The organism is Frankia sp. QA3 (genome assembly GCF_000262465.1).
Taxonomy (GTDB): Bacteria; Actinomycetota; Actinomycetes; order Frankiales; family Frankiaceae; genus Frankia.
On sequence record NZ_CM001489.1, the window covers coordinates 3,789,468 to 3,802,164 of the forward strand.

Genomic DNA, 12,697 nt, shown 5'->3' on the forward strand with positions numbered 1-12,697 from the left:
AAGGGCGGAGGGTGCGGATCGGACGGCTGGGCCCGATCGGCTGGTTGTTCGTCGTCGCGATCGTGCTCGTGGCGGGAGCGGTGGCGGTGGACCGCACCTCAGACGACCGCCCGCGGGTGGCGATGTGGGGCGACTCGCTGGCCTGGGAGGCGGGTACGGCGTTCAGCCGGACGGTCCGCGCCGACGGCCACAGCGAGGTGCTGGTGCGCACCTGGGGCGGCACCGCCGCCTGCGACTGGCTGTCCGACATCCGCGACCAGGCCCGGCGCTGGCGGCCGACCGTGGCCGCGCTGGCCTTCTCGGGTAACCAGTGGACGCCGTGCATGCAGGGACGGGACCTGCTGACAGCCTACCGGGAGGATGTCACCCGGGCGGTCGAGCTGCTGACCGGCCGGGGCGCCGAGGTCGTCCTCGTCGAGGCCCCGCCCCGGCGCGACCAGGTGGTCGACGCCGCCGGGCTGACCCCGCTGGACCGGGTGTGGCGGCAGATCGCCGCGACCCACGAGCGCACCCGCGTCGCCCCCGCCAGCCGGACGATCACCGCCGACGGGCGGTTCACCACGACGCTGCCCTGCGTCACCGGGGAGACCTGCGGCCCCGGTGGGCTGGTCACGGTGCGCAGCCCGGACGGCACCCACTTCTGCCCGCTGGTCCAGCCGCCGATGACTGCCTGCCCGGTGCCCTCCCCCGGCGCCGTCCGCTACGGCACGGCGATCGCCCACGAGACCCTCAAGCGGCCCGACGCCGACGGCACCGGTGGTGACCGGGACTCCGGCACCGATGGGGACGGCACCGACGGGGACGGCACCGACGGGGACGGCACCGATGGGAGCGGCACCGGCAGCGGGGACGGGCAGCGGATGGCCGGCGCGCAGGGCGGGCGCCCACCGCGGGCCTAGCTGGTACGGCCGCGACGATCGGCGCCGGCTCAGGTGACCCGGCGGCCGGTCGTGGCCATCCGCCGCCCGGTCACCGATCGCCGGTGCACGCCCAGCTCGTCGCGCCACGACAGGTACGTGCGGTCGGACATGCCGATGATGGACAGCTTGTCGGCGAGGTCGGCGGCGAGCGCCTCGACCTCCTGCGGCCGGTAGACGTGCACGGCGAGGCCGTGCTGGTTGACGGAGGTGATGCCAGCCCGGTCACGCAGGCTGGCGTCGAGCTGATCGGCGAGCTCGTCGGGGCCCGCGATACCGCGAGGCAACTCCGGCCATGCGACGTCAACCACCAGACCGTTCGTGGTCACCAGACCGTTCGTGGTCATGAGTCCCCTCCTCCGATGGACGTCGCCGTCCCGGCCGCCTCGGCGCCGACCGGCAGGGTGACCGGCGGACGCTCCGTCCGCCCTCCGAAGGGCATCCCCACCGGCGGGGAGTCGAATCATGACATCACGGAATGGTCCGCGATCCCGGACACCTCGGGCGCCTCGGCGACGGGGAGTTCAGTGACGGGCGGCCCGGGTTCGGCGCCGGTCGGCTCGGTGTCGGTCGGCTCGGCGCCGGTCGGCTCGGTGTCGGTCGGCTCGGTGTCGGCGGTGAAGGCCGCCCACAGGCGGGCGTAGGGGCCGCCGGCGTGGACGAGCTCGGCGTGCGTCCCCTGCTCGGCGACGCGGCCGTCGGCCATCACCACCACCCGGTCGGCGCGGGCGGCGGTGGTGAGCCGGTGGGCAATGACGATCGTGGTCCGCCGGGTGGTGACCGCCTCGGCGGCGGCGGTGACCGCCGCCTCGGTGGCGAGGTCCAGGGCGGCGGTCGCCTCGTCGAACAGCAGGATGTCGGGGTCGGCGAGCTCGGCGCGGGCGAGCGCCAGCAGCTGGCGCTGCCCGGCGGACAGTCCGCGACCCCGCTCGCCGACAGGGTGGTCGTAGCCGTCGGGCAGGGCGTCGATGAACGTGTCGGCGCCGACCGCGCGGGCTGCGGCCCGCACCTCGTCGTCGGCGGCGTCGGGCCGGGCGTAGGCGATGGCGTCACGGATCGAACCGGAGAACACGAACGGCTCCTGCGGCACGACGCCGAGCCGGCGCCGGTAGGCCGACAGGTCGAACTCGCGCAGGTCGACGCCGTCGATCCGGATCGCCCCGCCGGTGACGTCGTAGTACCGGGCGATGAGCTTGACCACGGTGGACTTGCCGGCGCCCGTCTCGCCCACGAACGCGACGGTCTCGCCGGGGGCGATGCGCAGGCTCACCCCGTCGACGGCGTTCCCCGCCGCGCGCTGCGTGCCGCCCTCCCCGGCCGCCCCGCCCTCCCCGGCCGCCCCGCCGGTGCCCGCCGCGGCGCCGGCGACGTTGTAGGCGAAGTGCACGTCGTCCAGTACCACCTCGCCGGACAGGCGGCCGACCGGGCGGGGGTGCGCGGCCGGCGGCGTCGACGTCGGGGTGCGCAGCAGGTCGGACAACCGGCGCAGGCCGACCATCGCCTGCTGGTAGCCGTCGAACACCTGGGAGAGCTGCTGCACCGGCGAGAAGAACAGGTTGACGTACAGCAGAAAGGCGAGCAGCGCACCCGCCGACAGCGATCCGTGCACGGCGAGATGCGCGCCGATTCCCAGCACGAGGGCGCCCGCGATCCGGGAGAGGAATTCGACGAAGGGGAAGTACAGGGCGATCATCCGCTGTGCCCGCATCCGCGAGCGCCGGTAGGAGTCGGCGAGCCCGCGAAACCGCTCCTGGTTGACCTGCTCCCGACCGAACGCCTGCGCGACGCGCAGCCCCGTCAGGTTCTCCTGCAGGGACGCGTTGACGGCGCTGACCCGCTCCCGGGATTCGGTGTAGGCGGCCGACGAGCGGCGCCGGAACACCACCGTCACCCCGATGAGCACCGGCAGCACGGCGATGACCACGAGGGCGAGCTGGGCGTCGAGGAGCAGCAGCGCGATCAGCACGCCGAAGAAGGACAGCAGGCTGACGATCGCGGTGACCAGGCCGGTCTGGAGGAACGTCGACAGGGCGTCGACGTCGGTCGTCATCCGGGTCATGATTCGCCCGGCGAGCTCGCGCTCGTAGTAGTCGAGCCCGAGCCGCTGCAACTGCGCGAACGTCTTGACCCGCAGCACGTAGAGCAGCCGCTCGCCCATCCGCCCGGTGACCCGGGTTTGCCACACCTGGATCAGCCAGTCGGCGAGGGTGACGGCGAACGCGACGCCCGCGGTGGCGAACAGCACATCGCGCGCCTGCGCGCTCACGCCGGCGTCGACCGCGTGGCGCACCAGCGCCGGCACGGTGAGGCCGGCGACGGCGTCGAGCGCGACCAGCAGCAGCCCCACCACGAGCGGGACGCGCACCCAGGACAGCAGCCGGCGCAGCGTGAAGTCCGGGTCGGGCGCCGCGGCGGCGGCCTGGTCGACCCGCGGATCGTCCTGGGCCGGCGGCAGGGCGTCGACCCTGGCGAGCAGTTCGGGCGTCGCCGGCATGTCACCGAACGCGCCACCCCCGCCGAACGCCCGCCCCGACGGTCCCCCACCGAACGCCCGGCCCGACGGCGACCCGCCGAGGGCCCGCCCGCCGCCGACGCCGGTGAAGGTGCGGCCCCCGCCGGCGGCGCTGACCATCCCCGGGACGCCGTCCTGGGTTCGGCCGTCGCCGGCCGCGACCGGGCTGGGGGGCGTGCCGGGCTGCGGGCCGTCGGCCTGTGCCTGCTCGGCCTGCTCGGGCTCCTCGGCGAGGGTGTCCCCGGGACCGGCGAGCAGCCGGCGGAACAGCGGGCTGCGGGCGGCCAGCTCGTCCTCGGTGCCGACGTCGACGATCCGGCCGGCGTCGAGCACCGCGATCCGGTCGGCCAGGCGCAGGGTGGAGCGGCGGTGCGCGATGAGCAGCGTCGTGCGTCCCCGCATGACCTCGCGCAGCGTGGCGTGGATCTCGGCCTCGATGCGGGCGTCGATCGCGGAGGTGGCGTCGTCGAGGAGCAGCACCCGCGGGTCGGAAAGCAGGGCACGGGCGAGCGCGACCCGTTGGCGCTGGCCGCCGGACAGCGTCAGGCCCTGCTCGCCGACGACGGTGTCGTAGCCGCTCGGCAGGTCGCGGATGAAGCCGTCCGCCTGCGCCGCCCGGGCCGCCTCGACGATCTGGTCCTCGGTGGCGTCCGGCCGGCCGTAGGAGATGTTCGACCGGACCGTGTCGGAGAACAGGAAACTGTCCTCGAACACCACCCCGATCTGGGCCCGCAGCGAGGCCAGCGTCAGCGTGCGGACGTCGTGGCCGTCGAGGCGGACCGTGCCGGCCTGCGGGTCGTAGAAGCGGGGCAGGAGCTGGGAGATCGTCGACTTGCCGGAGCCGGAGGTGCCGACGAGGGCCACCGTCTCGCCCGGGGAGATGCGCAGGCTGATGTCGCACAGCACCGGCCGCGACGGCTGGTAGCCGAAGGTCACCCCGTCGAGCTCGATCAGCCCGCGGGCGGTGCCGAGGACGGTGGCGTCCGGCGGGTCTGTGATCGCCGGGTGGGAGTCGATGATCTCGAAGATGCGCACCATGCTGGCCTTGGCCTGCTGGCCGACGGTGAGCAGCCCGGCGAGCGTGCGCGTCGGGCCGATGAGCGCGCCGAGGTAGGTGCTGAAGGCGAGGAAGGTGCCGAGGGTGATCCGGTCGGTGAGCGCCAGCCAGCCGCCGAGCGCCAGCACGGCGACCTGCCCGAGCGCGGGCACGGCCTGCATCGCCGCGCCGAACCGGCTGGTGATCCGCACGGCTCGCATCCGCAGCGCGAACAGCGTCCGGGCGTGCCCGGCGAGCCGGTCGAGCTCCCGCGACTCCTGCCCGAAGCCCTTGACCACCCGGACGCCGGCGACCGCCTCCTCGACGGCCCCCGCGACCTCGCCGGCCTGCTGCTGGGCCGCCCAGGTGGCGGGGAACACGGTGCGCCGCGCCCGGAAGCCGAGCAGGAACAGCGCCGGCCCCATCGCGAGGGCGATGAGGGTCAGCAGCGGCGACAGCCACGCCATCGCGATCAGCGACGCCACGAACAGCACCAGGTTGCCGACGATCATCGGCAGGTAGGACAGCAGCCCCTGGATGGCGCCGACGTCCGAGATCGCCCGGCTGACCACCTGGCCCGTGGAGACCTGGTCCTGCCGGACGCCGTCGAGCCGCTCGATGGTGCTGAAGACCTCGTCGCGCAGGTCGTACTGGACGTTCAGCGACAGCCGGCCGCCCACATAGCGCCGCACGAACGCGGCGGCGAAGATGACCACGCCCGCGGCGAGCAGCACGATCAGGTACGGGGTCAGCGAGTGCCGGTGGGTGACGACGACGTTGTCGATGACCTGCCGCTCGACCAGCGGGACGGCGGCGGTGACGAGCGTGCCGAGCAGCGCCGCGCCGAACGCGAGGATCACGTCGCGGCGGTAGACCATCACCTGCCGGCCGAGCCGGCGCAGCCAGCGGTCCGGCTGGTCGCGCTGCGGGGTGTCCGCGGTGACCGGGCTCCCGCTCGTCGCCGGGGGCGGGTTCTTCGCTGCCGGGGCGCGGCGACGGCTCTGGCGCGGAAGCTTCGATCCCTGCGGTTGCGGCGGATCGGCAGCGGGGTGCGCGGAGCGAGACGCCTCGCCGGCGAGGCGGGGCGTCTCGGCTGAAGATGCTTCGGGGCTCGCGGTGGACCTCCAGGTCAGCAGGTTCCGACGGATCCGGCCGGGCACGGGCGCAGGCGGCGGTACCGGGCCTGCGGGCCGCGGGCGGCGCGGGGCGCATCTGCGCCGACCGCCACCACCCGCCCCGACCGTACGTCGCGCGGCACCCGATCGCGGCCAGCTATGTCTATCAGCGAAACATCCCCGGAACCCGGTTGATGCCCGGACCGGTCCGGTCCCGGACCACACCCCGCCCCGGACCCGGGTCACGCACCGCCTCGGGCCTGCCCCGCGCCATCACTCTCCGGACGGCCTCGCCATCACTCTCCGGGCGGTCCCGCCACCACCCTCCGGACGGCCCCGCCGCCGCCCGGGCTGCCGCCGCCCGCCCGGTCCGACCCACCCCTCCGACCACTTCCCCGCAGCGCCTGGTAGAGTTCTCCATGTCGACGCGGGAACATCACGGGAACGCGAAGGCAACGCGCCGTTAGCTCAATTGGCAGAGCAGCGGACTCTTAATCCGCGGGTTCGGGGTTCAAGTCCCTGACGGCGCACCCGTTTCTACCAGGTCATATGACTCTCGGTGGCCCCTAAGAAGTGATCTCTGTACCCACTGCTGCACCCTGGTCCAGTTTGCCTTGACGGCAGACGCCCCGGCCACCGCAAGGTACACAGCAGTCCGGGGCGCCAGCGGTTCGTTTGGGTACACGGTCAGCCCGCGAGTTCCTCTCTGTCGTCCTTGCGGTCCGCGGGAGAACATCGTCTTGCCGAAGGCGAGTTCCATCCCGCCCTTCGGGTCGCACACCCACAGCTCCACCAGGCCAGCGCGCACCGCCGGGCCCGCCATGACCCGACGACGCCCGCTCCCCACCGCCCCTGCGGGCCTCTGGGACCGGCCCGACATGGCCGCCGCTCTCGCCGAGCGCGACATGCAGGCAATCCTGACGATCTACAAGCGGTGGACCGGCGCATCCCAACCTCAGATCGCCACCATGACCGGCGTCCCGCAGCCGACGATCAGCCTCATTCTCAACGGCAAGCGGCAGATCACCAGCTTGGAGACCTTCGAGAAGTTCGCCGAGGGACTCGACATCCCCCGCGAACGTCTCGGGTTGGCCAGCGCCGATCCCGCCGGTCCGCTGCCCGCCTGCGGTGAGCAACTCCGCCTGCTTCCCGACGTTCCCGCCGCCCGGCCCCGGACCGTCGGTACCGGCGTGGATGTGCTCGTCCGGTTGTGGCGCGCCGACCAGGACCAGCCGGAGCAGGCAGGGGCCGCGTCCGTCGACCCGACCCTGTGGACCGAAACGGCGCTTGACTGGCTCCTGCACTCCACGGACCGGACCACCCGGGAACCGTCGACGGGCCGCCGGGTCGGCCTGGCCGACGTGGAGGCGTTGCAGACCACCACCGCCATGTTCGCCGACCTGGACAACCGGTACGGCGGTGGGCACGCCCGCGGGGCGTTCGTGGCGTTCCTGTCCACCGACGTCGAGGCGATGATGCGCGGCCGGTACAGCGCCGAGGTCGGCCCCCGGCTGTTCTCCGCAGTCGCCGAGGCACTGTTGCTCGCCGCGTGGATGGCCTACGACGCCGGCTTGCACGGCCTGGCCCAGCGGTACTTCGTCCCCGCGCTGCACGTCGCGCAGACCGGCGGGGATCGGATGCTGGCCGGAAGCGTGCTGTCCGCCATGAGCCACCAGGCGTCGTTCCTCGGCGAGTACCGGCACGCGGCGAACCTCGCGCGTGCCTCCGCGACCGGCACCGCCGGAGTGGCCACGCCGACGCTGACCGCGCAGTTCCACGCGATGGAAGCCCGCGCACACGCCCGGCTCGGCGACGCCGCCGCCTGCGACTCCGCTCTGAGCGCCGCGGAGCGCGAGTTCGGCCGCCGCAACCCCGTCGACGACCCGGCGCGGATCGGCTACTTCGACGAGGCCGAACTGTCCGCCGAGTTCGGCCACTGCTTGCGCGATCTGGGCCGCGCCGCCGGAGCCCGCACCTGGGCCGGCCGGTCCGTCGGAGCCAACGCGGACGGCGCATTCCCCCGCAGTGACTTCTTCGCCGCCATGGTCCTCGCCGACGCCCACCTGGACCACGACGACCCCGAACCCGCCTGCCGGGTCGCGTTGCAGGCCCTCGCGATCGGCGACCAGTTGAAATCCGCCCGCTGCGCCGCCTACGTGCAGGAGTTCCGCACCCGGTTGACCAAGCTTGGGAACAGCACGATCGCCCGGGAGTTCAACCAGCAGGCCGCCGCCCACCGGTTGTGGACCCCCGCCGCCGCATAGCCCCTGGTTTCGATCAGAACGGCGCCCAGTCCCGCCGGCTGCTCCCGGTCCGCGCCTGCATCCGTTTGGTGAACTCGGCCGCCGTGGCATCGTCCTGGCCGACGTTCTGCGCCATCCACGCGACCATTGCTGTCTCACGGACGTCACGCAACACCGGATAACCCTCCCAGGCCATCACGTCGAAGCCGCAGCCGTCGACGAACGCCGTGTACTCCTCCGCGGTGTGCCAGCCGTACAGGTCGAAGTAGATGGCGGTCAGAATCAGATCCCATTCCCGCGGCCCGGTCGCAAACCCGTCCAGGTCGATCAGCACCGGCCGGCCGGCATCGTCGTGGAGCAGGTTCCCGACATTGGCATCCCCATGAATCGGACCGGCGGGCAGTACGAACCGCAGCCGCCCATAAGTAGCGTCGAGGCGGTCGATCCGGTCGAGAAGGAAAACCCTGTCCGCGTCATCGAGATGACCGGAGTCAAGCAAGCGCCGCCGCGATCGGTCGAACGGAGAGAACGCTGGCAGCCCCAGCCCGGCCGGAGGATTCAGGGCGGCGAGTGGACCGGACTGCCGGTAACCCCGACAAGGATGGTTCACCATGGGGGCACCTCCTGCGCCATGGAGGCGAGGGCAACCCAGCCTGGGCGCCCCTGGGCCTGATCGCTCACGTGCTGCTCGACCCGGAGGACGGAGGGCGGAGGACGGGGATTCTCGGTCGTCAGGGGAGCTGTCTGCTCATGAACAGGGCCCGTTCACCAGCCGATTCGGTGCCTTCATAGAGCAGGATGTCGAGGCCACAGAAAGTGAATCCCATGCGGAGATAGGCCCGGATCGCAGGGGCGTTGATGTTGGTGACTTCGAGCCAGACATGGCCCGCCCCGCACTCCCGCGCGAAGTCGAATGCATGGTTCATCAGGGTGCGGCCGACCCCTCGCCGGCGATGGTCAGGGGATACCTCGATGTCGCAGATGGTGAGGCGCGAATTCCAGGGATCGAAGGAGGCCTCGACGAACCCGCACAGTTCTTCTCCGGCGCAGGCGACGATCGTCCGGATCAGCGCGGGATCGTCGCCCTCCTGTTCTTCGTCAGCGTCCTCCACCGGAAATACCTTGTGGATTGGGGGGGCCACCGGTTTCTCGCAGATCGAAAATCCCTCGCCGGTCGCCGTCACCTCGAAGACGGAGTTCGAGGTGAAAGATCCGTCGATGGTCGCGATGATCTCATCGTCCTCGGGGCGTGCCAGGCGGTAGCGGAGGGGCTCGGCCCCGCCGAGCACCTCCTCGCCGCCCGCAGTCGTGATCATATTTTCACCATACGACACGACGCACGCTGGTCACCGACAGATCGACGGCCTGGACATTGTTCAGCGACCACAGGTTGCCTCCTCGAATTCGAGGTCGAGCAGTTAACGTGATGCCAGCCCGCCGGCCAGGCCCTGCAAGATGGCGTCCGTTTCGGGCGAGGTGTTCGAAAAGGATGGCCGCGGCGCGGTGACGCGCCAGCCAGAACTGGTCGAGATCGTCCCGGAAAAAGCCGGGTCGGCTATCGACAGGGGATCTAGCGAGGTCGCCCTCGAGGTAGAAAGCGATCAGTATACGCGCTACTTCCATCCAATCGTTTTCGCCTGTCCCCGTGTGGGGGTAGAACGCCACGCGGCCGAGCTCGTCGGCGATCAGGAACGGATCGGGGGGACGGAAGTCGATGACTGCGGTCAACCGCTCATGCTCGTAGCGAACGCTCACCAGGCTGTAGTCACCGTGCAGGACCTGCACGCAAGTCCGGTCAGTCAGCGAGCAGACGTGGGATTCGATCGACCAGGCCTCGCCGCTGCGCCACGTGCCCAGCGGAAGGCCGGCCATCACAATCATGATCATCGCGCCGGAGGTGACCGCCGCATCGCGCCCAGCGCGGATCCGCCGCGCGGGCGTACCGCGAGCCGGGTGGGACTGCGGATTGATGGGCGATCCCGGCGCGGAGGTTCCTCGATCACTTCCCCGGCTCGTCCATCCGCATCGCCGACCCCGACCTGCACAAGGCGCCCTCGTACGGCGGCCCGGACGCCGGGGTAAGCCAGCTTCTGACACCGCAGCTATGTGCGGACTACCATCCGTGCTGGTGACGATACCGTAGCGTACTGGCTGCCGTTGCCCGTTTCTGACACCGCGGCTATGTTCAGGATGCTCTATTCCTCTCCCCCGACGCCGGGTGTACGCCGCCGTCGGGCCCGGGTTGCGGACCGCGAGGCCCCCCGTGCCCCGGGGCGGCGACGATGCCGCCGTACGAGGACCCTGACGCGCAGCCGCGATGACGAGGAGCCAGATGGACGCGACCCCCACCTCATGGGACGAGACCACCGATGTCGTGGTGGTGGGCACCGGCGCTGCCGGGCTCACCGCGGCGGTCCGCGCCGCCGACGCCGGCGCGCGCGTGCTGGTGTTAGAGAAGACCGCCGTCGTCGGCGGCAGCACTTCGGTCTCGGCGGGGATCGTGTGGGTGCCCCTGAACTCCCACCAGGCCGAGTTCGGCATCTCCGACACCCGCGAGGATGCGCTCGCCTACATCCGCCGGCTGTCCGGCCGGGTGGCCGACCCCGAGCTGCTCGAGCTGTGCGTGGACCGTGGCGCCGAGATGCTCGAGTACATCGAGACGCACACCCCGCTGAAGATGACGACCATGGCGAAGTACCCAGACTACTACGCCGCCTACGACATCCCGGGGAAGAAGTACGGCGGGCGCTCGTGCGAGCCGCTCCCCTTCCCGGTGGGCGAGCTGCTCCCGGACTGGGCCGACCGCATCCAGACCAAGGTGGCCGTGCGCGGTCAGGTGGCCCGGAACATGCTCGCCGAGGACATCGGGCAGCTCGAGCGCACCCCGGAGGAGCTGGAGCGGCGCAACCGCGAGGACATCCGCACGAAGGGCAGCGCCATCGTCGCGGGCCTGCTTCGCGGAGTCCTCGACCGTGGCATCGAGGTGCGCATCCAGACCCGGGCCGAGCAGCTCCTCGGTGCGGACGGCGTCGTGCGCGGGATCCGGGTCACCGCCGCGGACGGCACGACCTCCACCATCGAGACCAGGCGCGGCGTCGTGCTCGCCAGCGGCGGGTTCGAGTGGAACCGCGAGCTCGTGTCCGCGTTCATCGGCTACGAGCTGTATCCGATCAGCCCCCAGCACGCCACTGGCGACGGGCAGATCATGGGCATGGAGGCCGGGGCGCTGCTCGGCAACATGCACTCCTTCTGGGGTTCCGGCGCGATGCTGGACCCGACCGACCTCACCCTCGGCGTCCCGCTCCCGACCTTCGACGACGCCCGCGCGGCAGGCGGCACCATCATCGTGAACTCCCACGGCGACCGGTTCGTCAACGAGGCCCAGCCGTACCACGACTTCGCCCACGCCTTCGGCGAGTTCGACGCGACGACCATCGACTTCCCGAACGAGATCGCGTGGATGGTCTTCGACGACGGCCTGCGCTCGCGCAAGCAGATCCTGTCGTTCAAGCCCGGCGACCCCGTCCCCGACTGGGTCGCGACCGGCGAGACCATCGCCGAACTCGCCGAGAAACTGGGCATCGACCCGGCGCACCTCGAGGAAACCGTCGCCGAGTTCAACAAGCACGCGGCCGACGGCGTCGACCCGCACTTCGACCGACCGCGCGGCATGACCGGAGCCAAGATCCGTCCCGTCGACCGCGGCCCGTACTACGCCGTGCGCATCTACCCCGGGACCCTCGGCACCAACGGCGGCCTGCGCACGGACGTCAACGGTCAGGTCCGGCGTGCGCGCGGCGGGGTCATCGAGGGCCTGTACGCGGCGGGCAACGCCGCGGCCAGCCCGCTCGGCTGGGGCTACCCCGGGGGCGGCACCACGCTGTGGACCGGCATGACCATGGGCTACGTGGCCGGCGAGCAGGTTGCCCGCAGCCGGGCAGCCGAAGAGGTCGGCGCCGTCACGGCCTGATCGACCGCGGTAGACGGCGAGGCCGGGTCCGCACCGCGGGCCCGGCCTCGCTCCGCGTCGTCAGCTCGTCGAAGGGTCGGAGCTCGTCGAAGGGTCGGAGCTCGTCGAAGGGTCGGAGCTCGTCGAAGGGTCGTTCATCGACTCGGCATCGAAGAAGGTGCGCAGACTGCGGATGAGACCCGCGTCGTCGAACACGAAGTGCGTGGTGACGATGTTCTCGACCCCGCCCCGGGCACCCGCGTCGATGACCGACAGCGTGGTGGCCACCGCCTCGTTGCCCACCACCGCGACGCGGTCGAGCCGGAACGTGACCGACCAGTCCGTGGGAATCCCCGCGGTGAAGAACCGGTGCAGGGCTTCGGCGCCGCGCGCGACGACGTAACCGGCCGGATCCTCCACGTGGCAGTCGTCGCTGAACAGCGCCTCGCGGCCCGCGACGTCGCCCGCCGCATAGCTGGCGTAGTACGCGGCGATGCGTTCGCGGACGTCCTCCGGACTGATGGTGGCCGGTACGGAGGAGACGAGCTTGGCCAGCAGCCGACCCGTGGATCCCTGGGCGGTCATGCGGCCACCGCCGACGGTCCCGCGCTCGTGTCGTCGTCGATCCACGCCTTCAGCACCTTCTCATCCTTTCGACGTGTTCACCCTGCACATCCTCGCTCGCGCAGCATCCCCCACCTTGCACCACCGGCGCCTCAACCGCAGCCAGCCGGGGCTGTTGCCTCCTGAGGGCGCGGGCATGCCGGGCTCCGGCCCGGTCGTCACCGGGATCGCGAGACGCAAGGGAATACTCGCTGGCGCAGGTTGCGCCGGGCCGTGTAGTAGGCGACCAGGCAGGCGCCGGCCGGGTCGGCGGCGAACCGATCAGCGGGACATCGAGGACACCCACCATGGCGGCCGCGCG

The 12,697-nt window shown here is 71.8% G+C and carries 9 protein-coding genes and 1 tRNA gene; 4 read left to right on the plus strand and 6 right to left on the minus strand.

Going from position 1 to position 12,697, the window contains the following annotated elements:
* The first annotated feature begins 11 nt into the window (after positions 1-11).
* Entirely contained in the window at positions 12-899 is an 888-nt protein-coding gene (locus tag FRAQA3DRAFT_RS15575; RefSeq protein ID WP_009739990.1) for a hypothetical protein, read from the plus strand.
* Positions 900-928: 29 nt separating this feature from the next.
* Here FRAQA3DRAFT_RS15575 and FRAQA3DRAFT_RS15580 read toward each other — a convergent pair whose 3' ends face one another.
* Both FRAQA3DRAFT_RS15580 and FRAQA3DRAFT_RS15585 read right to left on the minus strand, forming a co-directional pair.
* Positions 929-1,264, minus strand: a complete 336-nt coding sequence (locus FRAQA3DRAFT_RS15580) for a hypothetical protein (RefSeq protein WP_009739991.1) — start codon at positions 1,262-1,264, stop codon at positions 929-931.
* A 116-nt stretch (positions 1,265-1,380) separates the two neighbouring features.
* Entirely contained in the window at positions 1,381-5,343 is a 3,963-nt protein-coding gene (locus FRAQA3DRAFT_RS15585; protein ID WP_009739992.1) for an ABC transporter ATP-binding protein, read from the minus strand.
* A 694-nt stretch (positions 5,344-6,037) separates the two neighbouring features.
* Between FRAQA3DRAFT_RS15585 and FRAQA3DRAFT_RS15590 the strand changes: the two genes are divergently transcribed.
* Both FRAQA3DRAFT_RS15590 and FRAQA3DRAFT_RS15595 read left to right on the plus strand, forming a co-directional pair.
* Positions 6,038-6,110 (plus strand) — tRNA-Lys (locus FRAQA3DRAFT_RS15590).
* A 348-nt stretch (positions 6,111-6,458) separates the two neighbouring features.
* Positions 6,459-7,844 (plus strand): helix-turn-helix transcriptional regulator, encoded by a 1,386-nt coding sequence (locus tag FRAQA3DRAFT_RS15595; RefSeq protein ID WP_083873616.1) that lies wholly within the window; start codon positions 6,459-6,461, stop codon positions 7,842-7,844.
* A 13-nt stretch (positions 7,845-7,857) separates the two neighbouring features.
* On the opposite strand, the gene FRAQA3DRAFT_RS15600 is transcribed toward FRAQA3DRAFT_RS15595, so the two are convergent.
* The 3 genes from FRAQA3DRAFT_RS15600 to FRAQA3DRAFT_RS15610 all read right to left on the minus strand — a co-directional run bounded on the left by FRAQA3DRAFT_RS15600 (position 7,858) and on the right by FRAQA3DRAFT_RS15610 (position 9,710).
* The gene (locus FRAQA3DRAFT_RS15600; protein ID WP_232291627.1) at positions 7,858-8,322 is read right to left on the minus strand and encodes a phosphotransferase; all 465 of its coding nucleotides are present in this window, start codon (positions 8,320-8,322) and stop codon (positions 7,858-7,860) included.
* A gap of 232 nt (positions 8,323-8,554) precedes the next feature.
* The gene (locus tag FRAQA3DRAFT_RS15605) at positions 8,555-9,139 is read right to left on the minus strand and encodes a GNAT family N-acetyltransferase (protein WP_009739995.1); all 585 of its coding nucleotides are present in this window, start codon (positions 9,137-9,139) and stop codon (positions 8,555-8,557) included.
* A 4-nt stretch (positions 9,140-9,143) separates the two neighbouring features.
* Complete coding sequence (locus FRAQA3DRAFT_RS15610) at positions 9,144-9,710, minus strand: hypothetical protein (protein ID WP_009739996.1); 567 nt, start codon at positions 9,708-9,710, stop codon at positions 9,144-9,146.
* 445 nt (positions 9,711-10,155) lie between these two features.
* Between FRAQA3DRAFT_RS15610 and FRAQA3DRAFT_RS15615 the strand changes: the two genes are divergently transcribed.
* On the plus strand, positions 10,156-11,793 hold the full coding sequence (locus FRAQA3DRAFT_RS15615) for an FAD-dependent oxidoreductase (RefSeq protein ID WP_009739997.1): 1,638 nt from the start codon (positions 10,156-10,158) through the stop codon (positions 11,791-11,793).
* A 60-nt stretch (positions 11,794-11,853) separates the two neighbouring features.
* Here FRAQA3DRAFT_RS15615 and FRAQA3DRAFT_RS15620 read toward each other — a convergent pair whose 3' ends face one another.
* Positions 11,854-12,357 (minus strand): nuclear transport factor 2 family protein, encoded by a 504-nt coding sequence (locus tag FRAQA3DRAFT_RS15620; RefSeq protein ID WP_009739998.1) that lies wholly within the window; start codon positions 12,355-12,357, stop codon positions 11,854-11,856.
* Positions 12,358-12,697 lie beyond the last annotated feature (340 nt).

Excerpts from the sequence above, each read along its gene's own strand:
- FRAQA3DRAFT_RS15580 (WP_009739991.1), bottom strand. The coding sequence starts at position 1,264 with ATGACCACGAACGGTCTGGTGACCACGAACGGTCTGGTGGTTGACGTC.
- FRAQA3DRAFT_RS15585 (WP_009739992.1), bottom strand. The coding sequence starts at position 5,343 with ATGGTCTACCGCCGCGACGTGATCCTCGCGTTCGGCGCGGCGCTGCTC.
- FRAQA3DRAFT_RS15595 (WP_083873616.1), top strand. The coding sequence starts at position 6,459 with ATGGCCGCCGCTCTCGCCGAGCGCGACATGCAGGCAATCCTGACGATC.
- FRAQA3DRAFT_RS15605 (WP_009739995.1), bottom strand. The coding sequence starts at position 9,139 with ATGATCACGACTGCGGGCGGCGAGGAGGTGCTCGGCGGGGCCGAGCCC.
- FRAQA3DRAFT_RS15610 (WP_009739996.1), bottom strand. The coding sequence starts at position 9,710 with ATGATCATGATTGTGATGGCCGGCCTTCCGCTGGGCACGTGGCGCAGC.
- FRAQA3DRAFT_RS15615 (WP_009739997.1), top strand. The coding sequence starts at position 10,156 with ATGGACGCGACCCCCACCTCATGGGACGAGACCACCGATGTCGTGGTG.
- FRAQA3DRAFT_RS15620 (WP_009739998.1), bottom strand. The coding sequence starts at position 12,357 with ATGACCGCCCAGGGATCCACGGGTCGGCTGCTGGCCAAGCTCGTCTCC.